Source organism: Aeromonas sp. s10 (genome assembly GCF_040907975.1).
Classification (GTDB): Bacteria; Pseudomonadota; Gammaproteobacteria; order Enterobacterales; family Aeromonadaceae; genus Aeromonas; species Aeromonas caviae.
Window position 1 is genome coordinate 116,956 of record NZ_JBFOCV010000041.1, and the last position, 26,586, is coordinate 143,541.

The 26,586-nt window shown below is 59.3% G+C and carries 25 protein-coding genes and 2 tRNA genes; 5 read left to right on the forward strand and 22 right to left on the reverse strand.

The window, feature by feature from the left end; translation table 11 throughout:
• From rbfA to rlmE, 12 genes are all read right to left on the reverse strand, one after another.
• Window positions 1-435, reverse strand: a complete 435-nt coding sequence (gene rbfA / locus AB5Y59_RS15180; RefSeq protein ID WP_010675366.1) for a 30S ribosome-binding factor RbfA — start codon at window positions 433-435, stop codon at window positions 1-3.
• 55 nt (window positions 436-490) lie between these two features.
• A complete protein-coding gene (gene infB, locus AB5Y59_RS15185) occupies window positions 491-3,193 on the reverse strand; it encodes a translation initiation factor IF-2 (RefSeq protein WP_043153231.1) in 2,703 nt (900 codons plus the stop codon).
• Window positions 3,194-3,213: 20 nt separating this feature from the next.
• Window positions 3,214-4,716, reverse strand: a complete 1,503-nt coding sequence (gene nusA, locus AB5Y59_RS15190; protein ID WP_039040286.1) for a transcription termination factor NusA — start codon at window positions 4,714-4,716, stop codon at window positions 3,214-3,216.
• A gap of 14 nt (window positions 4,717-4,730) precedes the next feature.
• Window positions 4,731-5,189, reverse strand: coding sequence for a ribosome maturation factor RimP (gene rimP, locus AB5Y59_RS15195; protein ID WP_010675370.1), 459 nt, complete (start codon window positions 5,187-5,189; stop codon window positions 4,731-4,733).
• Between the two features lie 166 nt (window positions 5,190-5,355).
• Window positions 5,356-5,432 (reverse strand) — tRNA-Met (locus AB5Y59_RS15200).
• Window positions 5,433-5,523: 91 nt separating this feature from the next.
• Window positions 5,524-5,608 (reverse strand) — tRNA-Leu (locus AB5Y59_RS15205).
• A gap of 7 nt (window positions 5,609-5,615) precedes the next feature.
• On the reverse strand, window positions 5,616-5,942 hold the full coding sequence (secG, locus tag AB5Y59_RS15210; protein WP_010633113.1) for a preprotein translocase subunit SecG: 327 nt from the start codon (window positions 5,940-5,942) through the stop codon (window positions 5,616-5,618).
• Window positions 5,943-6,707 (reverse strand): triose-phosphate isomerase, encoded by a 765-nt coding sequence (gene tpiA / locus AB5Y59_RS15215; protein WP_368212270.1) that lies wholly within the window; start codon window positions 6,705-6,707, stop codon window positions 5,943-5,945.
• Window positions 6,708-6,838: 131 nt separating this feature from the next.
• Complete coding sequence (gene glmM, locus AB5Y59_RS15220) at window positions 6,839-8,173, reverse strand: phosphoglucosamine mutase (protein WP_039040289.1); 1,335 nt, start codon at window positions 8,171-8,173, stop codon at window positions 6,839-6,841.
• A gap of 18 nt (window positions 8,174-8,191) precedes the next feature.
• Window positions 8,192-9,037 (reverse strand): dihydropteroate synthase, encoded by an 846-nt coding sequence (gene folP / locus AB5Y59_RS15225; protein WP_368212272.1) that lies wholly within the window; start codon window positions 9,035-9,037, stop codon window positions 8,192-8,194.
• A gap of 84 nt (window positions 9,038-9,121) precedes the next feature.
• A complete protein-coding gene (gene ftsH / locus AB5Y59_RS15230) occupies window positions 9,122-11,074 on the reverse strand; it encodes an ATP-dependent zinc metalloprotease FtsH (RefSeq protein ID WP_010675374.1) in 1,953 nt (650 codons plus the stop codon).
• 45 nt (window positions 11,075-11,119) lie between these two features.
• Window positions 11,120-11,749 (reverse strand): 23S rRNA (uridine(2552)-2'-O)-methyltransferase RlmE, encoded by a 630-nt coding sequence (gene rlmE / locus AB5Y59_RS15235; RefSeq protein WP_048207067.1) that lies wholly within the window; start codon window positions 11,747-11,749, stop codon window positions 11,120-11,122.
• 97 nt (window positions 11,750-11,846) lie between these two features.
• Here rlmE and yhbY point away from each other — a divergent pair, with 97 nt between their 5' ends.
• Window positions 11,847-12,143, forward strand: coding sequence for a ribosome assembly RNA-binding protein YhbY (yhbY, locus tag AB5Y59_RS15240; protein WP_010675376.1), 297 nt, complete (start codon window positions 11,847-11,849; stop codon window positions 12,141-12,143).
• A gap of 105 nt (window positions 12,144-12,248) precedes the next feature.
• Complete coding sequence (locus AB5Y59_RS15245; RefSeq protein WP_139738036.1) at window positions 12,249-12,842, forward strand: PilZ domain-containing protein; 594 nt, start codon at window positions 12,249-12,251, stop codon at window positions 12,840-12,842.
• Window positions 12,843-12,889: 47 nt separating this feature from the next.
• Here AB5Y59_RS15245 and greA read toward each other — a convergent pair whose 3' ends face one another.
• The 3 genes from greA to pomA all read right to left on the reverse strand — a co-directional run bounded on the left by greA (window position 12,890) and on the right by pomA (window position 15,174).
• Window positions 12,890-13,366, reverse strand: a complete 477-nt coding sequence (greA, locus tag AB5Y59_RS15250) for a transcription elongation factor GreA (protein ID WP_010675378.1) — start codon at window positions 13,364-13,366, stop codon at window positions 12,890-12,892.
• A gap of 145 nt (window positions 13,367-13,511) precedes the next feature.
• Window positions 13,512-14,405 (reverse strand): flagellar motor protein MotB, encoded by an 894-nt coding sequence (locus AB5Y59_RS15255; RefSeq protein ID WP_042878323.1) that lies wholly within the window; start codon window positions 14,403-14,405, stop codon window positions 13,512-13,514.
• Window positions 14,406-14,415: 10 nt separating this feature from the next.
• Complete coding sequence (pomA, locus tag AB5Y59_RS15260; RefSeq protein WP_029314770.1) at window positions 14,416-15,174, reverse strand: flagellar motor protein PomA; 759 nt, start codon at window positions 15,172-15,174, stop codon at window positions 14,416-14,418.
• A 234-nt stretch (window positions 15,175-15,408) separates the two neighbouring features.
• Between pomA and xseB the strand changes: the two genes are divergently transcribed.
• The 3 genes from xseB to dxs are packed head-to-tail and all read left to right on the forward strand — an operon-like array spanning window position 15,409 to window position 18,438.
• Window positions 15,409-15,660 carry an exodeoxyribonuclease VII small subunit gene (gene xseB / locus AB5Y59_RS15265; protein ID WP_010675381.1) on the forward strand — a complete coding sequence of 84 codons (252 nt, stop codon included), beginning with the start codon at window positions 15,409-15,411 and terminating at the stop codon, window positions 15,658-15,660.
• Window positions 15,661-16,551, forward strand: coding sequence for a (2E,6E)-farnesyl diphosphate synthase (gene ispA / locus AB5Y59_RS15270; RefSeq protein WP_041215676.1), 891 nt, complete (start codon window positions 15,661-15,663; stop codon window positions 16,549-16,551).
• 21 nt (window positions 16,552-16,572) lie between these two features.
• On the forward strand, window positions 16,573-18,438 hold the full coding sequence (dxs, locus tag AB5Y59_RS15275) for a 1-deoxy-D-xylulose-5-phosphate synthase (RefSeq protein ID WP_183148836.1): 1,866 nt from the start codon (window positions 16,573-16,575) through the stop codon (window positions 18,436-18,438).
• 220 nt (window positions 18,439-18,658) lie between these two features.
• Here the strand turns inward: dxs and AB5Y59_RS15280 are convergent, their stop codons facing one another.
• The 7 genes from AB5Y59_RS15280 to nusB all read right to left on the reverse strand — a co-directional run bounded on the left by AB5Y59_RS15280 (window position 18,659) and on the right by nusB (window position 26,575).
• Window positions 18,659-19,600 (reverse strand): ABC transporter permease, encoded by a 942-nt coding sequence (locus AB5Y59_RS15280; RefSeq protein WP_029314771.1) that lies wholly within the window; start codon window positions 19,598-19,600, stop codon window positions 18,659-18,661.
• Between the two features lie 3 nt (window positions 19,601-19,603).
• A complete protein-coding gene (locus tag AB5Y59_RS15285; protein ID WP_039040297.1) occupies window positions 19,604-20,578 on the reverse strand; it encodes an ABC transporter permease in 975 nt (324 codons plus the stop codon).
• A 96-nt stretch (window positions 20,579-20,674) separates the two neighbouring features.
• Window positions 20,675-22,231: an ABC transporter substrate-binding protein gene (locus AB5Y59_RS15290; protein ID WP_010675386.1), complete on the reverse strand. Its 1,557-nt coding sequence runs from the start codon at window positions 22,229-22,231 to the stop codon at window positions 20,675-20,677.
• A 58-nt stretch (window positions 22,232-22,289) separates the two neighbouring features.
• The gene (locus AB5Y59_RS15295; protein WP_010675387.1) at window positions 22,290-24,014 is read right to left on the reverse strand and encodes an ABC transporter ATP-binding protein; all 1,725 of its coding nucleotides are present in this window, start codon (window positions 24,012-24,014) and stop codon (window positions 22,290-22,292) included.
• A gap of 645 nt (window positions 24,015-24,659) precedes the next feature.
• Window positions 24,660-25,148 carry a phosphatidylglycerophosphatase A gene (locus AB5Y59_RS15300; protein ID WP_010675388.1) on the reverse strand — a complete coding sequence of 163 codons (489 nt, stop codon included), beginning with the start codon at window positions 25,146-25,148 and terminating at the stop codon, window positions 24,660-24,662.
• Complete coding sequence (gene thiL / locus AB5Y59_RS15305; protein ID WP_039040298.1) at window positions 25,145-26,104, reverse strand: thiamine-phosphate kinase; 960 nt, start codon at window positions 26,102-26,104, stop codon at window positions 25,145-25,147. The genes AB5Y59_RS15300 and thiL overlap by 4 nt, the downstream gene beginning before the upstream one ends.
• A gap of 57 nt (window positions 26,105-26,161) precedes the next feature.
• Window positions 26,162-26,575, reverse strand: coding sequence for a transcription antitermination factor NusB (gene nusB / locus AB5Y59_RS15310; RefSeq protein WP_010675390.1), 414 nt, complete (start codon window positions 26,573-26,575; stop codon window positions 26,162-26,164).
• Between the last annotated feature and the right edge of the window lie 11 nt (window positions 26,576-26,586).

The following is a 26,586-nucleotide window of genomic DNA, read 5'->3' on the forward strand; positions in this document are numbered from 1 at the left end:
TCAGGCGTTATCCTCAGTCGTGTCATCCGGTGCGGATTGCTCTTCGTCACGACCGGCTTCAGTCATGCGACGCTTGTCTTCACGCACAGTGTTGGTCACCAGGTTGGAGAGGCGCATCCCCTCGACCAGGGTCTGGTCGTAGTAGAAACGCAGCTCGGGCACCACCCGCAGACGCATGGCGCTGCCCAGCAGGCTGCGGATGTAACCGGCAGCCTCGGTCAGGCCCTTGAGCCCTTCCTTGATGCGCTCGGCGTCATTCTCCAGTTGCAAGAAGGTGACATAAACCTTGGCATAGTTGAGGTCCTTGGAGACCTCCACGTCGGAGACGGTCACCATGCCGATGCGCGGGTCTTTCACCTCGCGCTGCAGGATCAGCGCGATTTCACGCTGGATCTGCTGCCCGACCCGACGGGTCCGGCTGAATTCTCTGGCCATATTCTATCCTGCGATAAAAGGGGGCCGCGGCCCCCTATTTTGTCTAACGCTCGGCTTACAGAGTCCGTTGAATTTCAACAGTCTCGTACACCTCGATCTGGTCGCCTTCGCGCACGTCGTTGTAGTTCTTGACCGCGATACCACACTCGTAGCCGTTGCGAACTTCGTTGACGTCATCCTTGAAGCGGCGCAGGGATTCCAGCTCGCCTTCATAGATAACCACGTTGTCACGCAGAACGCGAATGCGGTTGGAACGCTTGACCACACCTTCGGTGACCATACAGCCGGCAACGGCGCCGAACTTCGGCGACTTGAAGACGCTACGCACTTCAGCCAGACCGATGATCTCCTGACGATACTCAGGAGCCAGCTTGCCGCTCATGGCCTGCTTCACTTCGTCGATCAGGTCATAGATGACGGAGTAGTAACGCAGATCCAGGCTCTCGGATTCGATGACCTTGCGCGCAGAAGCGTCGGCACGGACGTTGAAGCCCACCAGGATGGCGCTGGAAGCCGCGGCCAGGGTCGCGTCGGTTTCGGTGATGCCACCTACGCCGGAACCCACGATCTTCACCTTCACTTCGTCGGTGGAGAGTTTGACCAGCGCATCGCAGATCGCTTCCACAGAGCCTTGTACGTCGGCCTTGATCACCACGTTCACTTCGGACACTTCGCCCTCGGTCATGTTGGCAAACATGTTTTCCAGCTTGGCCTTCTGCTGGCGAGCCAGCTTGACTTCGCGGAACTTGCCCTGACGGTAGAGCGCCACTTCACGGGCTTTCTTCTCGTCACGCACGACCGTGGCTTCGTCACCGGCAGAGGGAACGCCGGACAGACCCAGAATTTCCACTGGCAGAGAGGGACCTGCTTCCTTGATCTCGCGACCCAGTTCGTCACGCATGGCGCGCACCCGGCCGTACTCAAGACCACACAGCACGATGTCGCCCTGACGCAGAGTACCTTCCTGTACCAGCACGGTGGCAACCGGACCACGACCTTTATCCAGGAAGGATTCGATCACGACGCCGTTGGCCATGCCGTCAACCACCGCTTTCAGCTCCAGGACTTCGGCCTGGATCAGGATGGCTTCCAGCAGGTCGTCGATGCCTTCGCCAGACTTGGCGGAGACGTGCACGAACTGGCAATCACCACCCCAGTCTTCGGACATGACGTTGTAACGGGCCAGCTCGGTCTTGACGCGATCCGGATCCGCTTCAGGCTTGTCGATCTTGTTCACCGCAACAACCAGCGGCACACCGGCCGCCTTGGCGTGCTGGATAGCTTCGATGGTTTGCGGCATCACGCCGTCGTCAGCTGCAACAACCAGCACAACGATGTCGGTCGCCTTGGCACCACGAGCACGCATGGAGGTAAACGCTGCGTGACCCGGGGTATCCAGGAAGGTGATCATCCCGCTGTCGGTCTGTACGTGGTACGCACCGATGTGCTGGGTAATGCCACCGGCTTCGCCCGCGGCGACCTTGGCTTTACGGATATAGTCCAGCAGCGAGGTCTTGCCGTGGTCGACGTGACCCATGATGGTCACGACCGGCGCACGCGGCTTGGCTTCGGAGGTCTCGTCACGATCGCTAAGTACCGCCTCTTCCAGCTCGTTCTCACGGCGCAGCACTACCTTGTGACCCATCTCCTCGGCGACCAGCTGAGCGGTCTCCTGGTCGATCACCTGGTTGATGGTGGCCATGGCACCCATCTTCATCATCACCTTGATGACTTCAACGCCCTTGACGGCCATCTTGTTGGCGAGCTCCGCCACTGTGATGGTCTCGCCGATGACGACGTCACGGTTGACCACGGCAGCCGGCTTGTTGAAGCCGTGTTTCATGGCGTTCGGCATGGCCATCTTGCCACGCTTGCCTTTGCGGGCACGGGGATCGCGGGAGTTGCGGTCATTGCGGTCGTCTTCGCGACGGCCGACTTTCTTCGGCGCCTTGGCAGCGGCAGCCGTGCGACGGCTGGTCTCTTCCTTACGATCCAACTCATCTTCGGCCGCTTGCGCGTGCTTGTTGGTGGTCAGATGGTAATCGCTGCTCTCTTTGGCGCGAGCCGCTTCTTCTTCAGCCCAGCGGGCCGCATTCTGTTCCGCCATGATGCGAGCCTCTTCGGCTTTCTTCGCGGCGAGTTCTTCAGCTTTTTGCAAAGCTGTCTGTTCCTGTTGGCGCTTCAGTTCTTCTGCTTCGCGCTTGGCCATCTTTTCTGCCTCTTGCTGAGCTGTGCTACCGGCTGCTTTGGCGGGCTGTTGAGCCTGTCGAGCCTTCTGTTGTGCCTCGATCCGCGCCTTTTCCTCAGCTTCACGACGAGCCTGCTCAGCCTCACGGCGAGCCTTCTCTTCAGCGTCGAGGCGGGCCTTCTCTTCGGCCTCGCGACGAGCTTTTTCTTCTGCTTCCAAACGCGCTGTTTCCTCGGCTTCCGCCTGGCGCTGTTCATCTTCCAGCGCCGAGCGTCTTACATAGGTGCGAGACTTGCGCACTTCTACCTGCACTTCCTTGTTCTTGCCACCAGTCCCCTGAACACTCAGAGTGCTCTTGGTCTTGCGCTGCAAGGTCATGCGAGCAGGTGCGGTGACCTCGTCACCTCCATGCTGTTTCTTCAGATGTGCCAGCAGAGTCTGTTTCTCAGACTCGCTGACCATGTCGTCGGCCTTGCTCTTCACGATGCCGGCATCGACAAACTGCTGGAGAAGACGATCAACCGGCGTGTCGATGTCAGTGGCAAGTTGCTTAACTGATACTTCTGCCATTCATTTTCCTCCGTTTGACCTTATTCAGACTGCTCTTCTCCGAACCAACAGATATTGCGAGCAGCCATAATGAGCTCACCTGCCTTCTCGGCGGTCAACTCTTCGATGTCGGCAAGGTCATCGATACCTTGCTCTGCCAAATCTTCCAGGGTGCCGACGCCGCGAGCGGCCAGGGCATAGGCCATTTCACGGCCGAGGCCGGAGAGATTGAGCAGTTCTTCGGAAGGCTCGACGCCTTCAAAGGATTCTTCTTTGGCCAGGGCCTTGGTGGTCAGGGCATCCTTGGCACGCTTGCGCAGCTCTTCGACCATGTCTTCATCCAGACCGTCGATGGCCAGCAGCTCGTTGACCGGGACGAAGGCGATCTCTTCCAGGGTGGAGAAGCCCTCTTCCATCAGCAGGCCAGCGAAATCGTCGTCGATATCGAGGGTGCTGGTGAACAGCGTCAGGATGCGGTCGTTCTCGGCCTGGTGCTTGGCACGCATGTCCTCGACGGTCATCACGTTCAGTTCCCAACCGGTCAGCTGGGAGGCCAGACGCACGTTCTGACCGTTGCGGCCGATGGCCTGGGCCAGGTTGGCTGCTTCCACGGCGATGTCCATGGTGTGGTTGTCTTCATCGACGATGATGGAGGCCACATCGGCTGGCGCCATGGCGTTGATCACGTATTGGGCCGGGTTGTCATCGTACAGCACGATGTCGGCACGCTCACCGCTCAGCTCGGCGGAGACGGCCTGAACGCGGGCACCACGCATGCCGATACAGGCACCGATCGGGTCAATACGACGATCGTTGGTCTTCACCGCGATCTTGGCGCGGGAACCCGGATCACGGGCGGCGCCCATGATTTCAATCATCTCTTCGCCGATTTCCGGCACTTCGATGCGGAACAGCTCTTTCAGGAAGTCCGGGCTGGAGCGGCTGACGAACAGCTGGGAACCACGGGCTTCCGGACGCACGGCATACAGCAGGCCACGGATACGGTCGCCGGGACGGAAGGTCTCACGGGGCAGCATGTCGTCACGGAAGATCACGGCTTCGGCATTGCTGCCCAGATCCAGGATCACGTTGTCACGATTGCTCTTCTTGACCACGCCGCTGATGATGGTGCCTTCCTTGTCCTTGAACTGGTCAACGACTTGGGAACGCTCTGCCTCGCGCACTTTCTGCACGATGACCTGCTTGGCGGTCTGGGTGGTGATACGGTCGAAGGTCACAGAGTCAATCTGGTCTTCAACATAGTCGCCGATCTGGATATCCGGCTGCTCGATCTGAGCGGCTTCGAGAGTGATTTCCCCGTACGGGTTCTCCATGGAAGCCTGATCGGCCACCACGACCCAACGACGATAGGTGTCATAGTCACCGGTCTTGCGATCGATCTCGACACGCACTTCAATCTCGCCTTCGTATTTTTTCTTGGTCGCAGTCGCCAGCGCAGTCTCCAGAGCCTGGAAAATCTTCTCGCGGGGGACAGCCTTCTCGTTGGACACAGCGTCAACGACCAGCAAAATCTCTTTATTCATATCCGATAGCCTCGTTAACCAAAGTTCGGCACTATGTTCGCTTTTTGGATATTGGTGAAAGCCAACACCTCGTCCTTACCATCTACCGTCAGAGTGATCATGTCCCCCTGCACGGCTTTGATTACGCCTTTGAACTTGCGGCGGTTGTTTGTTGCCATCCGAAGCGTTACCGCCGCCTCCTGGCCAACGTATTTTTCGAACTGGGCGACCTTGAACAGTGGACGATCCAGACCCGGGGAAGACACCTCAAGGTAGTACTCCTCGGTGATGGGATCTTCGACATCCATGATGGCGCCGACCTGGCGGCTCACCTCGGCACAGTCTTCCACCGTCACGCCTTGCTCCGAGTCGATGAAAACGCGCAAGGTCGAGTGCTTACCCGCACGGATAAACTCGATACCCCACAGTTCAAAACCCAAGGCAACGACCGGAGCCTCGAGCAGATCGGTCAAACGTTGTTCCAACGTAGCCAAAGTCACCCTCCGAAAAACGAAAAAAGGGCATATAGCCCAGATAGAAATAGATTCAGAGTAAATTGCACATAACAAAAAGCCCCGATGTCAAATCGGGGCTTGGCGCTTTACCCTGATTGTCGCCTCGCAGCGACCGCCTTCCTGAGCGTAGGAAATGCGTGAAATTTGGTTGCGGGGGCCGGATTTGAACCGACGACCTTCGGGTTATGAGCCCGACGAGCTACCATGCTGCTCCACCCCGCGTCCGAAATCGTGCGAGATTATAGCCACTTCACTCTCGTGAGACAAGACTCTGCGGCTATAACATCCCGGTTACCCGGGTTCACTGCTTAATTGGTGCCGTGGGCGGGACTCGAACCCGCACACCCTAGAGCACTACCCCCTCAAGATAGCGTGTCTACCAATTCCACCACCACGGCAAAACTCTTACTCGGGAACGTCAGTATCTTTCTTCACTGGCGCTTTGCTCTGCTCAACTTGTTGAGTCTGTTGCAAATTTTCCCATTCACTACCCTGTTTGACCTTGTTGCTGGACATGGAACCCAGAACCAGACTAATCAAGAAAAACAGAGTAGCCAAAATCGCTGTTGTGCGGGTCAGGAAGCTGCCTGAACCACCGGAGCCGAATACAGTATTCGATGCCCCTGCGCCGAAGGAGGCGCCCATATCAGCCCCTTTACCTTGCTGAATCATCACCAGACCAATCAGAGCCAGCGATACCAGCAGATAAACGACCAAAAGAATCTCGTACATTTAACTTGCACCCTTTGCCGCTTCAACTATTCCTAAAAACGCCTCGCCATCAAGACTTGCCCTGCCTATCAGACCGCCATCAATATCGGGCTGCGCAAACAAATCTTGTGCATTGGCCGGTGTCACGCTCCCACCATAGATGATTCTGACTTTCTCACCTATTACCGGAGTATCCTCCGCCAAGCGACCGCGGATAAAGGAATGAACCTCTTGTGCCTGCTCGGGTGTGGCGCATTTACCTGTACCTACAGCCCAGATTGGCTCGTAGGCGATGATAGCATTATCGAAAGCCATCGCGCCATTTTTCTCTATGACGATGTCCAGTTCCTCGGCAATCACCTCAAAGGTTCTTCTTGCCTGCCTCGCCGCACCTGACTCACCCAGACAAAGTATGGGTATCAGACCTGCTGCTCTGACTGCCGCAAACTTCTCTGCGACGATAAAACTGGTCTCACCAAAGAGACGCCTGCGCTCGGAGTGGCCAACAAGTACATATCGGCAACCTGCCTCGACCAGCATCTCACACGAGATTTCACCCGTATAAGCGCCCTGTCTGTGCTGGCTCACGTTCTGAGCCCCCAGCTTCACTCTTCCCTGCTCACCGAGCAGTTCGGCTGTGAAACCGAGATGCACATGGGATGGACACAAGACCACATCTACGTCTTCATCAATGCGCTCTGTGCACTGACTCGTAAACTGCTCTAACTGCGACCTACTACCGTGTAACTTCCAGTTGGCTGCTACAAACAGCTTGCGATGTCCCATCGGCAACTCCCTTGCGAAAGCGGGGCTGATAATATCCAGAGGATGCTCAGCTGACAAGTGCTATTTTCAAATTTTCGAATCGTTTGAACAAGATACAACCAAGGCGACTAAAAAGCCGCCTTGGTTGTTCATTAAAACGCCGATTCGACCTGTTTGGCGATGCGCTCTGCCATATCGCGCACCTGCTGTTCGTGTTCACCTTCGACCATGACCCGAATCAGGGGCTCGGTGCCGGATTTGCGCAGCAGCACCCGGCCACGGCCGGCCAGTTCCTGCTCCACTGCCGCCACTTCCTGCTGAACGGCACTGGAGGTCAGCGGATCCTTGCCTTCGGCGAAGCGCACATTGACCAGCACTTGCGGGAACTTGCTCATGCCCGAACGCAATTTGGCCAGCGGCATCTCGGCACTGCGCATGGCCGTCAGCACCTGCAGAGCGGCGACGATACCATCCCCCGTGGTGGTCTGATCCAGGCAGATGATGTGACCGGAGTTTTCGCCCCCGATGCGCCAGCCCTTCTCGTTCATCATCTCAAGCACGTAGCGGTCACCCACCTTGGCACGGGCAAAGGGGATGCCCAGGGTCTGAAGTGCCAGCTCCAACCCCATGTTAGCCATCAGGGTGCCCACCACACCACCCTTGAGGCGGCCATGGCGCAGGGCATCCCGGGCGATGATGTAGAGGATCTCATCCCCGTCGATGATGTAACCAGTGCTGTCCACCATCACCAGACGGTCGCCATCACCGTCGAAGGCGACGCCGAGATCTGCCTTGCATTCCTGGACCTTGGCGGCCAGCGCCTCCGGTGCGGTGGAACCGACGCCGTCATTGATGTTGAGCCCATCCGGGCTGCAGCCGATGGCGATGACTTCGGCACCCAGCTCGCGGAAGACGGAAGGGGCGATGTGGTAGGTGGCACCATGACCGCAATCCACCACCATTTTCAGCCCTTCCAGGCTCAGATTGGAGGGGAAGGTGCTCTTGCAGAATTCTATGTAGCGACCAGCCGCATCATCGATGCGCTGCGCCTTGCCAAGCTCCGCGGACTCCACGCACTTGAGTTCGTTGTCGAGCTCGGCTTCGATGGCCAGCTCGACATCATCGGGCAGCTTGGTGCCGTCGGCGGAGAAGAACTTGATGCCGTTGTCGTAATAGGGGTTGTGGGATGCACTGATGACGATGCCGGCTTCGGCACGGAAGGTGCGAGTCAGGTAGGCAACCGCCGGGGTGGGCATGGGTCCCATCAGTATGGCTTTGAGACCGGCGGCGGAGAGCCCCGCCTCCAGTGCCGACTCCAGCATATAACCGGAGATACGGGTATCCTTGCCGATCAGCACCTTCTTGGTCCCTTTCTTGGAGAGCACCTTGCCGGCGGCCCAGCCCAGTTTCATGACGAAATCCGGGGTGATCGGGTATTCACCCACCTTGCCGCGCACGCCGTCGGTGCCGAAGTACTTTCTGGTCATTGTCTGTTTCTCGTTTTTCTATTTGGATATGAAATCTTGTCCCGTCATGGTCATCCAGCCTGTACGCAAGACATCCATGGTGGCCCGCACGTCGTGCACCCGGATGATCCTGGCGCCATGTTGCAACCCGATCAGGGCACAGGCCAGACTACCAGCCAACCGCTCGGCTACCGGGCGGTCAAGCAGGTTGCCTATCATAGACTTTCGTGACATGCCCACCAAGAGCGGAAGTTGGTAATCGAGCAGTGACGCCTGCTGTGCCAGCAGCTGATAGTTGTGCGCCAGCGTCTTGCCAAAGCCATAGCCTGGATCCAGTACCAGATGCTCACGCGGGATACCGGCCCCCAGACAAGCGGCAATCCGCTCGTCAAAGAAGGCTCTCACCTCCCCCAGCAAATCGTCATAGTGCGGCTCCACCTGCATGGTACGGGGCTGCCCCTGCATGTGCATGAGGCATACCGGTACGCCAGCCTCGACCGCCGCGCCCAGCGCTCCCGGCTCTTGCAGGGCGCGGACATCATTGATGAGGTGACCACCTGCAGCACAACCCTCCCGCATGACAATCGCCTTGGAGGTATCGAGGGAGATCATCACATCCAGCTCGGCGACCATGCGCTCCACCACGGGGATGACCCTGTCCAGCTCCTCCTGCTCGCTCACGTCGGGGGCGCCCGGGCGGGTCGACTCGCCACCTATATCGATAAGGGTGGCCCCATCGGCCACCATGTCGCGGGCATGACCCAACGCCAGATCGATCTGCTTGAAGCGGCCACCATCTGAAAAGGAGTCCGGCGTCACATTGAGAATGCCCATGACATGGGGACGGTCGAGAGAAAGGGGACGTCCCTTGCTGATTAACTGCATTGCTTCAACTACCTCCAACAAGAGCGGCAAACTCTTCGTGCAAAGAAAAACCCCGGGCAAGCCCGGGGTTTGTATCATGACAACTTATTTGGCCGGGACATCGTTCGCCTTGTCGATGTCACTCAGAGGTGCACTGCCCTCTTCAGCCGGCGCCGTGGCCTCCGGCCCGTTGTTCACACTGGCACCACCTTGCGGGGTGTCACCATGCTCATCATGCCAGTTGCTGGGAGCACGGACCTCGCGACGCGCCATCAGATCATCGATCTGCTTGGCATCGATGGTCTCGTACTTCATCAATGCATCTTTCATGGTGTGCAGCACATCCATGTTGTCCAGCAGGATCTGCTTGGCACGATCGTAGTTGCGATCGATGACCTGCTTGACCTCTGCATCGATGATGCGGGCGGTATCGTCAGACATGTGCTTGGCCTTGGCCATGCTGCGGCCGAGGAAGACTTCACCATCCTCTTCTGCGTAAAGCATGGGGCCGAGACGCTCGGACATGCCCCACTGGGTGACCATCTTGCGAGCGATGTCGGTGGCACGTTCGATGTCGTTGGATGCACCGGTCGATACCTTCTCGGCACCGTAGATCAACTCTTCCGCCAGACGACCGCCATACAGGCTGGAGATCATGGACTCCAGATGCTGCTTGGAGTGGCTCCAGCGGTCCTGCTCCGGCAAGTACATGGTCACACCCAGCGCACGGCCGCGCGGAATGATGGAGACCTTGTAGACAGGGTCATGATCCGGCACCACGCGACCAATGATGGCGTGACCCGCTTCGTGATAGGCCGTCATCTCCTTCTCGGACTCTTTCATCACCATGGAGCGACGTTCCGCCCCCATCATGATCTTGTCCTTCGCCTTTTCGAACTCCAGCATGGAGACCACTCGGCGGCTCTCGCGAGCAGAGAAGAGGGCAGCCTCGTTCACCAGGTTGGCCAGATCGGCACCGGAGAAACCAGGGGTACCACGGGCAATCAGCGCCGGATTGACGTCATCCGCCAGCGGTACCTTGCGCATGTGCACTTTCAGGATCTGCTCACGACCGCGAACATCCGGCAAGCCGACCACGACCTGGCGGTCGAAACGACCTGGACGCAGCAGAGCAGGATCCAGTACGTCGGGACGGTTAGTGGCGGCGATGACGATGATGCCTTCATTGCCTTCAAAACCATCCATTTCAACCAGCATCTGGTTCAGGGTCTGCTCACGTTCGTCGTGACCACCACCCAGACCGGCGCCACGCTGGCGACCGACCGCATCGATCTCATCAATGAAGATGATGCAGGGGGAGGATTTCTTGGCCTGTTCGAACATGTCACGCACCCGGGAGGCACCGACACCCACGAACATTTCCACGAAATCCGAACCTGAAATGGTGAAGAACGGCACCTTGGCCTCGCCTGCAATGGCTTTGGCCAGCAGGGTCTTACCAGTACCGGGAGGACCTACCAACAGGACGCCGGTCGGGATCTTGCCACCCAGCTTCTGGAATTTGGTCGGGTCACGCAGATAGTCGACCAGCTCCTTGACCTCTTCCTTTGCCTCGTCACAACCGGCTACGTCGGCGAAGGTAGTCTTGATCTGATCTTCGCTCATCAGGCGAGCCTTGCTCTTGCCGAACGACATGGCACCCTTGCCGCCGCCGCCCTGCATCTGACGCATGAAGAAGACCCAGACACCGATCAGCAACAGCATCGGGAACCAGGAGATGAAGATGGACGTGATCAGAGATGGTTCTTCCGGCTTCTCACCCATCACCTTGACGTTATGGTTGAGCATGTCGTTGAGCAGTTGGGGATCCGGCGCAGGAATGATGGTGGTGAAACGTTCACCGGTGCGCTTGACGCCATTGATGACCTTGCCATCCATCCGCACTTCACGGATCTGCTCCTGGGTCACTTCTTTCACGAAGCTGGAATAGTCCAGCTGGCGACTGGTAGTATCGCTGGGGCTGAAGCTATTGAACACCGACATCAGCACGACGGCGATGACCAGCCACAGGATTAGGTTTTTCGCCATGTCACTCAAATCAATGACCTCGCAGACTGACAGTTAACGATGAGGGTTAGGGTACTACAGTTTAAAACCGGTAGCCACAATGTAGACTTCTCGTGAACGGGCACGGGACGAGTCTGGTTTTCGAATCTTGACGACAGAGAAAAGTCTACGTATTTCATTGAGATAGGCATCAAACCCTTCCCCCTGGAACACCTTGACTACAAAACTGCCATTACTGCTCAGGACCTGATTGCACATGTCCAGCGCCAGTTCCACCAGGTACATGGCACGTGCTTGATCCACCTGCTGGGTACCGCTCATGTTGGGCGCCATGTCGGACATGACGACATCCACCTTGTCGGGGCCGACTCGCTCCAGCAAGGTGCCGAGTACAGTTTCCTCCCGAAAGTCCCCTTGCAGGAAATCGACACCGGCAATGGAATCCATCGGCAAAATATCACACGCAATGACGCGCCCCTTGTCACCGACCTGGTCGATAGCAAATTGGGACCAGCCACCGGGAGCAGCCCCCAGGTCCACTACCGTCATCCCCGGCTTGAGCAGCCGGTCTTTGCCCTGGATCTCGTCGATCTTGAAAACGGCGCGAGAGCGCAGTCCCAACTTCTGGGCTTTCTTGACGTATTGGTCGTCGAAATGTTCTTTTAACCAGCGGGTTGAACTGGGGGAACGTTTTTTCTGGGTCATGATTGTCGACTTTAAAAAACCACAAGGGTTATTAGTATTAAGGGCTAAGTGGGGGTAGAATACGCCCCTTTCAACCCTGACTTATGAAGAAATTGCCATGATTCTCAACAATAAACAGAAACAGTACCTCAAGGGCCTGGCCCACAGTCTGAAGCCGGTCGTCCTGCTGGGACAACACGGTCTGACCGAAGGGGTGCTGGCCGAGATCGATCTGGCGCTGAACCACCACGAGCTGATCAAGGTTAAGGTTGCGTCTGAAGATCGTGAGATGAAACAGCTGGTGATGGATGCCATCGTTCGCGAGACCGGCGCCATCAAGGTACAGAGTATGGGCCATGTACTGACCATCTACCGTCAGGCCAAAGAGCCCAAGATCCAGTTGCCGCGCAAGTAACAGGAAAGAGCATTCGCTCTTTCCTTCATTTCCCTTCTTCCCAAGTCGCTTGCCAAAATAGTTGCCAGGCCCTTAACCTGCGATGAATAGCCGTGGACACCCACTATGGACAAGCATCAGCTCCTCACCGATGAAGAACTGGCCATGCTGCGGGACCTGGGAAACGATGAAGACATTGCCACCAGCCAATACCTGCGCGGCACCCTGCCCCTTCCTCTCCAAAGCCTGTTGCAGCGAGCCAAGCCTCTGACACTCGAAGCCCGCATTGCCGGCTACCAATTGCGTTTCCCGCTCCACTGCACCCAGGCAGAGGAGGGCCACGCCGAGCTGCGCATCGCCGCACCGACCATTACCGAGCTGGGTTCGCCCCATCTGCGCGCCTGGCGACTCGACGAAACGGCCGTGCTCTGCACCGAAGACGCGGAGTACGAGGTATACAGCCTCTCCCTTGGCGGTCTCATCGTGGCCGGCTTGCCGGACTCCTCTGCCAAGGGAGATCCACTTGGCGGATACCTTCGCATCGAGGGTCTCCCTCCCCTGGCCATGACAGGCACCCTCATCAGGCACGTGGATGCCAATCAACATCACCATGACTGGGCCGTCCAGTTCCGGCTGGGCAAGGAGGATCAGGAACAATTGCGGGACTGGCTCTTCCAGCGCCACCAGGACGCCTTCGTCCAGGCCTATCAGGGTGACTAAAGACAACAGGGGAGCCCGGCTCCCCTGTCTCTTTCCCCGACGTTCAATCAGAGATAGGCAACTTCCAGGATCTCGTACTCCACATCGCCACCCGGCGTCTTGACGATGGCAACGTCATCCACTTCCTTGCCGATCAGGGCACGGGCAATGGGGGAGTTCACAGAAATCATGTTCTGCTTGATGTCCGCCTCGTCGTCTCCCACGATGCGGTAGACCACTTCCTCTTCCGTTTCACTTTTGAGCAGGGTCACGGTTGCGCCGAAGATAACGCGTCCATTGTTGGCAATCTTGGTGACATCGATAATCTGGGCATTGGAGAGCTTGCCTTCGATTTCCTGAATGCGGCCTTCACAGAAACCCTGCTGCTCGCGGGCGGCATGGTATTCGGCATTTTCTTTCAGATCGCCATGTTCACGGGCATCAGCAATCGCTTCGATAATCTGGGGACGCAGCTCGGTCTTGAGATAATCGAGCTCTTGACGCAGCTTTTCAGCGCCGCGAACAGTCATCGGAGTATGATTCATAGTCGAAACCTGGGTTGCTTTATAAAGAGAAGCTGCGGCAATCAAAAGAGAGCCGCAGCTATCGGTTCGGATGGGGCATCTTAATATGAAGCCGCCACAAAATCCATGTCAGCCCCTGCGAGCGGGATCCCGCTTTGGGCCAGCGTTACTTGGATTCCGAGACGCCAAGCGGAGCCGATACCGTCGGTTTGCCCTGCATGATGGCGATCTCGACACGTCGGTTCATGCGCCGATTCTCCGGGCTGTTGTTGGGCACCAGCGGCTGAGAATCCGCCATCCCTTGCACCACCAGACGATTGCCGTCAAAACCGGGCACCTTGATCATCTGGTGGGCAACCGCTACCGCCCGCTGGGATGAAAGCTCCCAGTTGGACTGGAACAACTCGTCCTCGGTGGCCACATTGTCGGTGTGGCCGGAGACGGTGATCTCCCCCGGCACATCCTTGAGCAGCGCAGCCACCTTGCGGATCACCGGCCAGAACTGGGGTTGCAGGAAGGCGGATCCCGCCGGGAACGCCGCTTTCTCGCGAATGCGAATGATGATCTGCTGACCCAGCGCCTCTATCTCGATGGCCCCATCCTGGATCTGGGCCTGCATCTGCTCCGCCAGTGCCTTGGCCAGGGTGTTGGACTGTTCCTGCGCCTTCTGGGCTTCCTGGGCGGTATCGCCGCCGCTCTGCTGACCTTCGGTCTTGTCATGTCCACCCGCCTTGTCCGCATCCCCAGGCTGGAAATCCAGCTCGGTCTGGGTCATGTCGATGGTCTGCTGCATGATGGTGTCAATAGGCGTCGGCTCGGGGCGACCAGGACGAAACTCCTGGGCGATGACGGAGGTTCCCTTGGGAATATCCTTGACCTCCAGGATGTTCTGTACCCCGAACGCCTTCTCCATGGAACCGGCGATCTGCTTGAACTTCTGCACATCCATCTCGGCAAAGGAGAGCAAGAGCACGAAGAAGCACATCAGCAGAGACATGAGATCCGCGAAGGTTCCCATGTAACCGGGCAATCCGGGAGGCGGGCACTTGCACTTTGCCATCTGTGCGCTCCTATTCGGTCCCGTTGTTGCGTTTGGACTGATTCAGGTAGTTCTGCAACATGGCCTGGATCACCCTCGGGTTCTGTCCATCCTGGATCCCCATGATGGCGTCGAGGATTAGGGTGCGACTCAACTGTTCCTCGCCACTGCGCAGTTCCAGCTTGTCCGCGATGGGGATGGCAATCATGTTGGCCTCGATGGCGCCATACAGGGTCGTCAGCAAGGCCACCGCCATGGCCGGACCGATGGATTTGGGGTCGCTCATGTTGGCCAGCATGGCCACCAACCCCACCAGGGTACCGATCATGCCCATGGCCGGACCGAGATCCCCCAGGGAGCGGAACACCTTGATGGCCGTGGCGTGACGCTCGGACGTCAGTTCGATGTCCTTCTCCATCACCGCACGCACTACGTCGGCATCATGACCGTCCACCAGCATGTCGATGCCCTTCTTCATGAAGGTATTGGGGATCTCCGCCGCCTCCAGAGCCAGAAAGCCCCCCTTGCGGGCCGCATCCGCCAGTTCCACCGCCTTGGTGATGAGATCGTCGAGCTTGTCCCCCTTGTACATGAAGGCCTTGCCCGCGACCTTGAAGGCCATCAGAAACTGGCCGAGGTTGAATTTCATCATGCAGATGAACACGGACCCCAGTATGGTGATGTAGACCGATGGCATGTCCACATACATGCTCATGGGGCCGCCCAGCAACATGCCGTACACTACGACCCCGAACCCCAGCACCAAGCCTATCAGACTCCCTAAATCCACATCCCTACTCCTGTCGCCGAACGTGCCGTCTCATTATATTGCGTTGAATTTTCTGCTATTGCGTCCCCGGCAGCAAGCCCGGTACACCGCAATCGCCGATCGGCAATGCGTGGTTGCATGCCCGTTCTTATCGGCCAGGGTCAGGATAGTTTGAGGACGCCGCGTTTTTCTGCCTCCCCCCTGTGGCCGGTCGATGTTAAGATGAGCCGTTTTTTTCAATCCCCGAGGATGGACATGGCCAGTAAAAAAATCGACCGTCTGAGTTTTGATGCCACCCTGGAAGAGCTGGAAACCATAGTGCATCAACTCGAACAGGGCTCGCTCCCCCTCGAGGAGGCACTCAAACAATTCGAACAGGGCATCCATCTGGTGCGCGCCGGCCAGCAGAAGCTGGAACAGGCCGAACAGAAGATCCAGATCCTCCTGACCCAGGCCGATGGCAGCGAGCAAGCGGTCCCCTTTCGAGCAGAACAAGGAGAGGAGTGAGTGACCCTGGACGATTTCTCCCGCCTGCATCGGCGCCGCATCGACGATTGCCTCTCGGCACAGCTTGACGCCCTGCCCGCCATGGCGCCACGTTTGCGGGACGCGATGAAATACGGCCTGCTGCTCGGTGGAAAACGGGTGCGCCCCTTCCTGGTCTATGCCGTTGGCGAGATGCTGGGCGTCAAGAGCGAACTGCTGGATGGCCCCGCCGCCGCCGTGGAGTGCATTCACGCATACTCCCTCCTGCACGACGACTTGCCCGCCATGGACGACGACGACCTGCGTCGTGGCCAGCCCACCGTACACAAGGCCTTCGATGAAGGCACAGCCATCCTGGCGGGCGATGCCCTGCAGACCCTGGCGTTTTCCATTCTGGCCGACCACCCCATGCCCGATACATTGATGGCCAACCGGGTGCGGATGCTGAGTGCCCTGGCCCGCGCGTCCGGCTATCTCGGCATGTGCGGCGGTCAGGCACTGGATCTGGACGCCGAAGGGCGCCGGATCAGCCTCGCCGAGCTGGAGCAGGTGCACCGCCACAAGACCGGGGCCCTCATCGAGTGCGCCGTGACCCTCGGCGCCCTGTGCAAGGCTGACGTGGAACCCGCCACCCTCACCGCCCTGCAAACCTATGCCGCCGCCATCGGACTCGCCTTCCAGGTGCAGGACGACATCCTCGACATCACGGGCGATACCGCCACCCTGGGCAAGCCGCAAGGCTCGGATCTGGCGCTGGAAAAGAGTACCTATCCGGCCCTGCTCGGACTCGACAATGCCCGTGAGCTGGCTCGCGAACTGCATGACAAGGCCTTAACAGCCCTGCAATCCTTGCCCTACAATACCGACATTCTGGAAGCGTTTGCCGATTACATCATCGAGCGAACCCACTAAACGCTGGATAACAGTAACAATATGAGCGTTGATATTAGCGATTTCCCCAACCTGGCCCTCGCGGACACGCCGGTCGATTTGCGATCCCTCCCCTTCGAGCGGCTGCCCGTGGTGTGCAACGAGCTGCGCGAGTATCTGCTGCGCTCGGTGAGCCGCTCCAGCGGCCACTTCGCCTCCGGCCTTGGCACTGTCGAGCTGACGGTCGCCCTGCACTATGTCTACAACACCCCCTTCGATCGGCTGGTGTGGGACGTGGGCCACCAGGCCTATCCCCACAAGATCCTGACCGGACGACGGGAGCGCATTCACACCATTCGCCAGAAAGATGGCCTGCACCCCTTCCCCTGGCGGGAAGAGAGCGAGTACGACGTGCTCAGCGTGGGCCACTCCAGCACCTCCATCGGGGCAGCGCTCGGCATGGCGGTGGCGGCCGAGAGCGAAGGGCTTGGCCGCAAGGTGGTCGCGGTCATCGGTGATGGCGCCATCACCGCCGGCATGGCCTTCGAGGCCCTGAATCACGCCGGCGACGTCCACAAGGACATGCTGGTGGTGCTCAACGACAACGAGATGTCCATCTCCGAGAACGTGGGAGCCCTGAACAATCACCTCGCCAGGCTGATGTCCGGCAAGCTCTACACCACCATTCGCGAGGGGGGCAAGAAGGTGCTGGCGGGGCTGCCGCCGGTCAAGGAGCTCGCCAAGCGGGCCGAGGAGCACCTCAAGGGCATGGTGGTACCGGGCACCCTGTTCGAGGAGTTCGGCTTCAACTACATCGGCCCCATCGACGGTCACGACATCCACGCCCTGGTCGAAACCCTGCGCAACATGCGCAACCTCAAGGGTCCCCAGCTGCTGCACGTCAAGACCAAGAAGGGCAAGGGCTACGAGCCGGCGGAAAAAGATCCCATCGGTTATCACGCCGTCCCCAAATTCAACCCGGATGACTGTGCCCTGCCCAAGAGCGCCGGTGGCAAACCCACCTTCTCCGCCATCTTCGGTCAGTGGCTGTGCGACATCGCCGCCAAGGACGAGCGCGTGGTCGGCATCACCCCCGCCATGCGCGAAGGCTCCGGTCTGGTGAAATTCAGCCAGCAATATCCGGATCGCTACTTCGACGTGGCCATCGCCGAGCAACATGCGGTCACCTTCGCCGCCGGTCTCGCCATCGCCGACCAGAAACCCGTGGTCGCCATCTATTCGAGCTTCCTGCAGCGGGCCTATGACCAGCTTATCCACGACGTGGCGCTGCAAAACCTGCCGGTGCTGTTCGCCATCGACCGGGCCGGTCTGGTGGGGGCCGACGGCCCGACCCATCAGGGGGCGTTCGACATCAGCTTCCTGCGCACCGTGCCCAACATGGTGGTGATGACCCCGTCCGACGAGAACGAGTGCCGCCAGATGCTCTACACCGGCTATCTGTGCAACGGGCCAGCGGCGGTGCGCTACCCTCGTGGCAGCGGCACCGGTATCCAGGCCGAGAGCGAGATGCAGGCCCTGCCCCTCGGCAAGGGACGTGTCGTTCGTGAGGGCAAGGGGACCGCCATCCTGGCGTTCGGCACCCTGCTGCAACAGGCCAGAACAGCCGCCGAGGCGCTGGATGCCACCCTGGTGGACATGCGCTTCGTCAAACCCATGGACGAGGCGCTGGTGCTCTCTCTGGCCGCCTCCCACGATCAGTTCGTCACCCTTGAGGACAACGCCATCATGGGCGGTGCAGGCTCTGCGGTGAACGAGCTGCTGATGGGCTGCAAGCAGTGCAAACCGGTGCTCAACCTCGGCCTGCCGGACCGCTTCATCGAGCAGGGCACCCAGGATGAGATCTACGCCCTGCTGGGGCTGGACAGCGTGGGCATTCAGACCCGCATCGAGAGCTGGCTGCAGGCCTGACAAGGGTTATTGCAAGCAATAAAAAGGGCGCCTGATGGCGCCCTTTTTTTGTTATTCACTGTGCCAAACCAAACCTGCTCACACACTGTCGCGAGAAAGCCGTCAACAAGGTTACAAGCCGCTCAGGAACCGAGACATACATGAGCACTCCTGATTCCACATAAGTGAGCAGCACATGAACCTTGATCACGGCCTCGCAGCCAGTTCGTGGAGAGGTTTATCAGCCCTTGTAGATCTTCGGGTTGAACACATCCCGCAGCCAGTCACCCAGCAGGTTGATCACCAGCACCAGCACCACCAGGCAGAGGCCCGGGAAGGCGGTGATCCACCAGGAGCCGGAGAAGATGTAGTTGAAGCCCACGCTGATGAGCGACCCCAGCGACGGCTGATCCACCGGCATCCCCAGACCCAGGAAGGAGAGGGCCGCCTCGCTCATGATGGCGTTCGCCACCTGCACGGTGGAGATGACCAAGATGGGTGACAGGCAGTTCGGCAGAATGTGGCGGAACATGATGCGCGGGGCGCGGAACCCCATCACCTGAGCGGCTTCCACATACTCCTTCTTCTTCTCCGCCAGCACGGAGGCGCGCACCGTCCGGGCATACTGGGGCCACTCGGCGATACCGATGATCACCACCAGCATCAGGATGGCGAACTTCGAGTAGAACTCGGAGCCAAAGGTCGCCTGGAAGATGGCGGAGATGATGATCGCCACCATCATGGTGGAGAACGACAGCTGCACATCGGCAAAGCGCATCAGCAGGTTGTCGATGCGACCACCAAAGTAACCGGCCATCAGACCGATGACGATACCGAGCACCAGCTGCAGCCCCACCGCGAACAGACCAATGGTCAGCGAGATGCGGGCGCCATAGAGGATGGTGCTCCAGATGTCGCGTCCCTGGTTGTCGGTCCCGAGCCAGAAGCGGGCCTCGCCCCCTTCCAGCCAGGAGGGGGGCAGCTCCGCATCCATCAGATCGAAGCTGGTCTGGTCATAGACGTTGTGCGGTGCGATCCAGGGTGCCAGCAGAGCCGCCAGCACGAAGACCACAAACACCGCAAAGCTGAACATGGCTACCTTGTCCCGCAGGAAGTAGTAGACGATGTCGGAATTTTTGAAGCGTGCCCAACGGCTTGGGCTTGCAGTTACAGCATTAGTCATCTGTTACCCCTTGGCGGTCAGGTTGACGGTCGGGTTGATCAGCCCGTAGAGCAGGTCGACCAGGGTATTGGTCACCACGAAGATCAGGCCCACGAAGATGACGTAGGCGGTGATCAGCGGCGTATCGACCCGGTGGATCGCCTCAAGGAAGAGGAAGCCGGTCCCCGGCCACTGGAACACGCTCTCGGTCAGGATGGTGTAGGCCACCATGGTCCCGATCTGCACACCGCCCACCGTGATGACCGGCAGCATGGTGTTCTTCAGGGCGTGCTGGTAGTAGACCTTGTTGTTGTCCAGCCCCTTGGCACGGGCAAACTTGACGTACTCGGAGGAGAGCTGCTCCAGCATCTCCGAGCGCACCAGCCGGATGAACAGCGGCAGCATGATGGAGGAGAGGGAGACCGCAGGCAGCACCAGGTGCAGGATACCGTCCCAGGTAAAGAAGCCCGACTCCCAGCCCAGCAGGTTGTAGGTCTCGCCACGGCCATAGGCCGGCAGCCAGCCCAGCTGGATGGAGAAGAGGTACATCAGCATGATGGCGGTCAGGAAGACCGGGATCGAGATGCCGATGCTGCTCACCGCCATGATGACCTTGGTGAGGATGCTGCGCGGTCTTATCGCCGAATAAACCCCCAGCGGAATGGAGACCACGACGATGATGAGCGCGGCGGCAAACACCAGCTCAAGGGTAGCCACCAGCTTGTCGAGGATAACCTCGAGGGCTGGTCGCTTGAAGAAATAGGAAGTGCCCAGATCCCCGTGTACCGCGTTCTTCAAGAAGCGGCTGTATTTCACGAGGAAGGGATCATTGAGTCCCATCTTGTCGCGCAGCTCCTGGCGCACGGACTCGGAGACGGATTGTCCCACCAGTTCGCGCAGCGGATCCCCCAGGTTGTCCTGGATGGAGAAGGCGACCAGGCTGATGACGAACATCACTATCACGGCCTGATAGAACCGTTTCAGCAGGAATGTAAACATGCTTGTCCTTCTACGTGGCCTGTGTCTTGGCACAGGCTTCTGTTAATGGCGGGGCAACCATGGGTGCCCCGCCGGGTCCTTCCTTAAACGCTTCGCTTACTTGTTGACCACCAGGTCACCCAGATAAGGGAAGTTCATCACGTTGACCACCGGCTTGATGTCGACGTTCTTCTTGGCGCCATAGGCCAGGTCTTCCCAGTGCAGCGGCACATAGGCAGCGTCGTCGATCAGCATGGCTTCCACCTTCTGCAGGATGGCGGCACGCTTGGCAGGATCGGTCTCGGTGTTGGCTTCCATCACCATCTTGTCAGCTTCCGCGTTGGCATAACCGCCGCAGTTGTACTGACCCATGCCGGTCTTGGCATCCTTGGTGAAGGTCAGGAACTCGAAGAAGTTCGCACTGTCTTCGGTGTCGGAGTGCCAGCCGATCAGCTGCATGTCAGCGGCGCACTTGTCAAACTCCGGCCAGTACTGGGCCACCGGCATGGTCTTCAGATCCACCTTGATGTTGATCTTGGACAGCATGGCGGAGACGGCCTGGGCAATCTTGACGTCGTTGACGTAGCGGGCAGCCGGGGAGATGAAGCTCATCTTGAAGCCCTTCTCGTAACCGGCTTCCTTCATCAGCTCCTTGGCCTTGGCCAGATCATACTGGGGCTTGAGGGCCTCGTTGTAGCCTGCGTAGCCTTTCGGGCTCAGCTGGCCGGCCGGGGTACCGAAGCCCTTGTTGATCTTGTCGACGATGCCCACCTGATTGATGGCGTAGTTGATCGCCTGACGCACGCGCTTGTCTTTCAGCGCAGGGTTGGTGTTCTGGTTCAGCTCGATGATGATGGCACGGGTACCGGACAGGGTGACCAGCTGGGAATCCTTGCCGTTCTTCACGCGCTCCAGATCGTTCGGGGCAACCGGGTAGATCATGTCCACGTCGCCGCCCAGCAGGGCTGCAACACGGGTGGCGTCTTCCTTGATCGGTACCACGGTCAGGTTCTCGACGTTGCCCTTGGAGGCCTTGTCCCAGTAGTTGGCGTTGCGCACGTATTCCAGCTTCACGCCCTGCTCGCGGAACTTGACGCTGAACGGACCGGTACCGGAGACATTGGTAGAGGCGAAGGAGTCACCGTTCTTCACGATCTCGGCCTTGTCCTTGCCCGCCTCTGTCTTGCCGCTATAGAACTTGGAGTCCATCGGGAAGATGTAGGTGACGGTCTGCAGCACCAGCGGGAACGGCTTGGCGGTGACGAGATCCACGGTGAAATCATCCACCTTCTTGGCTTCGGCGATGGGGTCGAAGATCGCCTTGAAGTCCGGGGAGGCCTTCAGACGGTTGACGGTCCATACCACGTCATCGGCGGTGAAGTCGTTGCCGGAGTGGAACTTCACACCCTTGCGCAGGTGGAAACGGACGGTCTTGTCGTCGATGCGCTCATACTTCTCGGCCAGACGCGGCTCGAACTGCAGATCCTGGGTGTAACGCATCAGGGGGTCGAACACCAGGTGAGACATCTCCAGGGTCTGACCGGAGAGCTGCTCCTGCGGGTCCAGCGAGGTGGCGTCGGACGCGACGGCGACCTTGATGTCGGCAGCAGAAACGTTGAACGCGAGACCAGCGGCGAACAGCGCCATGGCGATCTTGGATAATCCTTTCTTCATGTCTTTCTCCATGCTTTTGGCTTTTTATTGACAGACAAACCGGCGAACCGGTGCTTTCCTAGCTTGCGATTTCCAGCCCCTCGCGGGACATTCCCTTGAATTCCGGCATGAGGGAGATCAGCTTGCGGCTGTACTCATGCTCGGCATTGGTGAACAGTTTCTCGGTCTCGGCCACTTCCACCAGATGACCGTGCTGCATCACACCGATGCGGTCGCACATCTGGCGGATGACCGGCAGATCGTGACTGATGAACAGCATGGTGAGCCCAAGCTCCTGTTGCAAGTCTTTGAGCAGGTTGAGGATCTGGGCCTGCACCGAGACATCCAGCGCCGAGGTCGGCTCGTCGCAGATGAGGAAGCGCGGGCGGGTCGCCAGGGCGCGGGCAATGGAGATGCGCTGGCGCTGACCACCGGAGAATTCGTGGGGATACTTGACCCCGGCGCCGCGGCCCAGGCCCACGTGATCCAGCAGGTCCCCGACGATCTGCTCTATCTGCCGCTCGCTCTCGGCGAGGCGGTGGAAGCGGATCGGCTCGGCGATGATGTCACGCACCTTCATGCGCGGGTTCATCGAAGAGTAGGGATTCTGGAACACCATCTGCATCTGGCGGCGCAGGGGGCGACGCTCGTGCTCCCCTTTCAGGGCGGTGAGATCGATCCCCTCGAAGACAATCTTGCCGGTGTCGGGCGGATAGAGCCCGGTGATGGCACGGGCGATGGTGGACTTGCCGGAGCCCGACTCCCCCACCAGACCGAAAGTCTCACCCTCGAAGATCTCGAAGCTGATGTTGTTGCAGGCGCGCACGTACTGGCGGCGGCTCGGGAAGATGGAATCCTTGGTGACGAACTTCAGATCCACGTTCTCCACCCGCAACAGCGCGCCTTCATAGGTGCGCTCGTCCTGACTCTGGCCGAGCCAGTGGGTCTTGAGATCGATGCTGGTATCCGCCGCACCGGCATCCTCGATATAGGAGACCAGGGGGAAGCGCACCAGCTTGACATCCGAGCGGGGAACCGCCGAGATGAGGCTGCGGGTATAGGGGTGATTGGGGCGGCCCAGTACCTGTTCCGTGGTGCCGAACTCCACCAGATCGCCGCGGTACATCACCGCCACCTTGTCGGTGACGTTGGAGACCACCCCCATGTCATGGGTCACCAGCATGCAGCCGACCTGACGCTCTTTGCACAGGTTGCGGATGAGCTGGAGGATCTGATCCTGGATGGAGACGTCCAGCGCCGTGGTCGGCTCATCGGCGATGATGAGCTCGGGATCCCCGGAGAGGGCGATGGCGATCACCACCCGCTGGCGCATGCCACCGGAGAACTGGTGAGGATACTGCTTGATGCGCACGTCCGGGTTCGGGATCCCCACCGCCCCCATCAGCTCGAGGGCCTTGGCAAAGGCCGCCTCGCGGGACAGGTCGGTGTTGGCGAGGATGGTCTCCACCAGCTGCTGCTCCACGGTGAACAGCGGGTTGAGGGAGGTCATGGGATCCTGGAAGATGAAACCGATGCGCGAGCCGCGAATGGCCCGCATCTCGTTCTGGCTCTTCCCGGAGATGAGCTCGCCGTTGAGGTAGATATCACCACGGGCGATGCGACCGGGCGGGCTCAACAGATCGATGACGGCGTTGCCGATGGTGGATTTGCCAGCGCCGGACTCACCGACGACGCCGACGATCTCGCCCTTTTCAACAGAAAAAGAGAGATCCTTGACCGCGGCAAGCACCCCGTAGCGGGAGGGGTACTCGATCCGCAAGTTTTTGACTTCAAGCAAGGACATGGTTACCTCTGCGGGGGACATCCGTCCCAAATAATTCGTCCGTAAATCAGCCGCAGATGCTGGTTGTGCCTTGGTACTGCTCGAGAGCCGTTGTTGTGTAATTAACGCTCAATCCATGAGGCAGCCAAACCAGCGATCCGGGCGGGTTTTTTGCATTTTTTTGGAATAACCCGCGAGTAAGTTAGTCGGTTTGCCCGCGGGTGTAAATGATCCAGTTATACAATTTCGCAATACTTTGCCCAGAGAATGCCGACACCCTGGGGTTAAAATGTCGATAAAAGTCACATTACCAGAGATTACGCTGGCATTGCGAGACCATCAACCAATTATGTTTCAACAAAATAGCAACAAACCATCTTATTCACTATCAGCATTATGCTGACCAGCTTCGAATGAGTAGTGAATATTTATGTGAAATGATTTTTTGACGGCAGCATATCCGGAGTAAGGAAAAATAGGCAGAGCTAAATAGGGACAATGCAGAAGGATCAACCTGGGCCACAGACCCGCCGGCACGGCAAGCCGGGAGGGATTGCATACAAAAAAACGCAGGCCCCTCAGGGCCTGCGTGTGCGGTATATCCGACCTCTTTGCAAGGGAGAGGAGTGAAAAACAACGAGACGGGCGTTCGGGAGCCGCCTCCCCTCACCAGTGGGCAAGCAGTTGCATGCAGGCCAGGGCGAACAGGCCGGCGATGAGATCGTCCAGCATGATGCCAAGCCCGCCGTGAATGCGGCGATCGAACCAGGAGATGGGCCAGGGCTTGAGCACGTCGAACAGGCGAAACAGCACGAAGCCCGCCAGCACCCACTCCCAGCCGGCCGGGGCCGCAATCATGGTGACCCCGAATCCGATGACCTCGTCCCAGACGATGGCCCCGTGATCCGGCATCCCGATGGCGTCGGTGGCGCTCTGGCAGATGCGGATGCCCGCCACGAAACCCACCACCAGCAGGGCGATGAACCAGGAGGTCGGCAGCCCGCTCACCAAGAGATAGAGCGGGATGGCTGCCAGGGTCCCCATGGTGCCCGGCGCCTTGGGGGAGAGACCGGAGCCAAAGCCCACCGCCAGGAAGTGGAGCGGGTTTTTAAGGTTCAGCCGCGTCAGTTCGGGCTTTATCTTGAAAGACATCATGCGAAGTGATCCCAGCCCTTGAGGTGCAGTTCGACGGGTTGTTCGTCCTGCAGGTAGTCGATGCCAGGCTCCCCGGCCAGGATGCGGCCGATGCGGGTGAACTTCACGCCACAATTGGCCAGCGCCGTGTCCAGGGCGCCGTGATGCTCCTGAGGCACGGTGAAGCAGAGCTCGTAGTCGTCGCCCCCGGCCAGGGCCAGCTGCCAGGCATCCATGGCCGGCACCGCATCCTGCAACACGGGGGAGAGGGGCAGCAGATTGAGATCGATCTGGGCCCGCACACCGGACGCCTTGAGGATGTGGCCGAGATCGGACGCCAGGCCGTCTGAGAGATCCAGGGCGCTGCTGGCCAGCCCGCGCAGGGCCTGACCGGCCAGGATGCGGGGATGGGGATGGTCGAGGCGCGGCAACACGGCCGCCAGCTGGTTCTCGTTGAGGGTGCGCTTGCCCAGCAGGTGGGAGAGCGCCAGGGCGGCATCTCCCAGGGTACCGGTCACGTAGACCCCGTCACCGGCCTTGGCGCCGCTGCGCATCAGGGCGCGACCTGCCGGGACCGATCCTTTCACCGAGACGGTGATGGAGAGGGGCCCGCGGGTCATGTCTCCCCCCACCAGCGCCACGTTGTAGTACTCGGCGAGCTCGAGGAACCCTTCGGCGAAACCGGCGACCCAGCGCTCGTTGATGGCGGGCAGGGTCAGGGCCAGGGAGACCCAGCGCGGCTCGGCACCCATGGCGGCCAGATCGGAGAGATTGACCGCCAACGCCTTGTAGCCGAGATCCACCGGATCCATGTCGGGGAAGAAGTGCACGCCGCTCACCAGGGTGTCCGTGCTCACCGCCAACTGGGCGTCGGGGGGCAGGGTCAGCAGGGCACAGTCATCTCCAGGGCCCATCACCACGTCCTTGCGGGCGTGGGGGACCTTGAAGTACTTCTCAATCAGCTCAAATTCACCCATACAGTAAAAAGCCAGCAATAAGCTGGCTCCTCTCTTAATTGCTGACGGACAGCAGGATCAGCGCTTGGGCAGCGTCTTGATCACCTTGTCCAGGACGCCGTTGACAAACTTGTGGCTGTCATCGGCGGCGAAGGCTTTGGCCAGCTCGATCGCTTCGTTGATCACCACGCGCGGCGGCACATCTTCACGACGGGTCAGCTCGTAGGTCGCCAGACGCAGGATCGCCTTGTCCACCATGTCCACTTCTTCCAGCGGACGGGAGAGGAAAGGCGCGAACACCTTGTCCAGCTCGTTGCAGTGGACCGCTACCCCGAACAGCAGATCGCGGAAATAGTTCAGGTCCACACCCTTGGTGTCCTGATCGATCTTGAACTGCTCTTCGATGTCGCCCACGTTGGCCTGGGTCATCTGCCACTGGTAGATGGCCTGGGTGGCGCAATGGCGGGCCTTACGGCGCTCGGACGGTTTCAATGCATTTCTCC